Raw genomic sequence first — 2,222 nt, forward strand, 5'->3', positions numbered from 1 at the left:
AGCCCCCGAAGCAACCTCCGAAGCAGCCGCCCCCGCCGCGGGGCGGCCCGCCGAGCGCCTACGGTCCCGGCGGTGGCGGCCCGACCGGTCCGCGCCGCAGCTTGCGCGAACAGATCAACTGGACGTGGGTGCGCCGGGGCGCGATCGTGGCCGCGGCGCTGCTGATCGTGCTGCCTCTGCTGACGTTCGGGATGGCGTACATGATCGTCGACGTCCCCAAGCCCGGGGACATCCGCACCGCGCAGGTGTCGACGATCCTGGCCAGCGACGGCAGCGAGATCGCCAAGATCGTTCCGCCGGAGGGCAACCGCGTCGACGTCAACATCGATCAGATCCCGGTGCACGTGCGGGACGCGGTGATGGCCGCCGAGGACCGCGACTTCTACTCCAACCCGGGCTTCTCGTTCACCGGGTTCCTGCGCGCGGCGAAGAACAACATCTTCGGCGGCGACCTGCAGGGCGGCTCGACGATCACCCAGCAGTATGTGAAGAACGCGCTGGTCGGCGACGCCCGGTCCGGGGTCGGCGGGGTGATCCGCAAGGCCAAGGAGCTGGTCATCTCGACGAAGATGTCCAGCGAGTGGTCCAAGGACCAGGTGCTGCAGTCGTACCTGAACATCATCTACTTCGGCCGCGGCGCCTACGGCGTGGCCGCGGCGGCGCAGTCCTACTTCGGCAAGCCCGTCGAGCAGGTCACGGTCTCCGAGGGCGCACTGCTGGCCGCGCTGATCCAGCGGCCGTCGGTGCTGGACCCGGCCGTCGACCCGGACGCGTCGGCAATTCGCTGGAGCTGGGTGCTCGACGGCATGGTCGAGATCGGCGCGCTGTCCCCCGAAGAGCGGCAGGCCCAGGTGTTCCCGGCGACGATTCCGCCGGACCAGGCGTTCACCCAGAACCAGACCACCGGACCCAACGGCCTGATCGAGCGCCAGGTCGTCAACGAGTTGATGGAGATCTTCGACATCAACGAGCAGACCCTCAACACCGAGGGCCTGCAGATCACCACGACGATCGACCCGAAGGCACAGGAGGCCGCGGTCGACGCCGTCGAGGAGTACCTGGACGGGCAGGACCCGGACATGCGCACCGCGGTGGTGTCGATCGACCCGAAGACCGGCGGGGTCAAGGCCTACTACGGCGGCTCCGACGCCAACGGCTTCGACTTCGCGCAGGCGGGGCTGCCGACAGGCTCGTCGTTCAAGGTGTTCGCGCTGGTCGCCGCGCTGCAGCAGGGCATGGGCCTGGGCTACCAGGTGGACAGCTCGCCGGTCGAGGTCAACGGCATCAAGATCTCCAACGTCGAGGGCAACAGCTGCGGCACCTGCAACATCGCCGAGGCGCTGAAGCGGTCGCTGAACACCAGCTACTACCGGCTGATGCTGCAGCTCAAGAACGGCCCGCAGGACGTCGCCGACGCCGCGCACACCGCCGGCATCGCCGAGAGCATCCCCGGCATCGAGCACACCCTGTCGGAGGACGGCCAGGGCGGACCGCCCAACAACGGTGTGGTGCTGGGTCAGTACCAGTCCCGCGTCATCGACATGGCCTCGGCGTACGCCACGCTCGCCGCGTCCGGGGTGTACCACAAGCCGCACTTCGTCCAGAAGGTCGTCAACGCCGAAGGCACGGTGCTCTTCGACGCAGGCCAGGAGGACAACGCCGGCGAGCAGCGCATCGACAAGGCAGTCGCGGACAACGTCACCGCCGCCATGCAGCCGATCGCCGCCTACTCCAACGGGCACGCGCTGGCCGGCGGGCGTCCGTCGGCGGCCAAGACCGGAACCAACCAGCTCGGCGACACCGGGGCCAACCGCGACGCGTGGATGGTCGGGTTCACCCCGTCGCTGTCGACGGCGGTCTGGGTCGGCACCGTCGACGGCAACAAGCCGCTGGAGAACAAGTGGGGCTCACCGGTGTACGGCTCCGGGCTGCCGTCCGACATCTGGAAGGCGACGATGGACGGTGCGCTCGACGGCACCGACAACGAGTCGTTCCCCAAGCCTGAGGAGATCGGCGGATACGCCGGGGTGCCGCAGGCGCCGCCGCCGCCGCGGACCACCGAAGCGCCGATTCCGTCGGAGACCGTGATCCAGCCGACGCTGGAGATCGCGCCGGGCATCACGATCCCGTGGGGCCCGCCGACCACCGTGCCCGTCACGCCGCCCGGTGCGCCGGTGCCCGACGCCGGGGTGCCGGGAGCGCCGGTGCCGCCGGGTGCACCC

The 2,222-nt window shown here is 69.8% G+C and carries 1 protein-coding gene; it reads left to right on the plus strand.

Annotated elements, in window-relative coordinates; all coding sequences use genetic code 11:
• Positions 1-2,222, plus strand: a 2,222-nt coding sequence (locus tag MVA01S_RS29570) for a transglycosylase domain-containing protein (protein ID WP_060941828.1), incomplete at both ends; no start/stop codon positions are given.

Origin of the sequence: Mycolicibacterium vaccae NBRC 14118 = CIP 105934 (assembly GCF_001552715.1) — a bacterium.
Classification (GTDB): domain Bacteria; phylum Actinomycetota; class Actinomycetes; order Mycobacteriales; family Mycobacteriaceae; genus Mycobacterium; species Mycobacterium vaccae.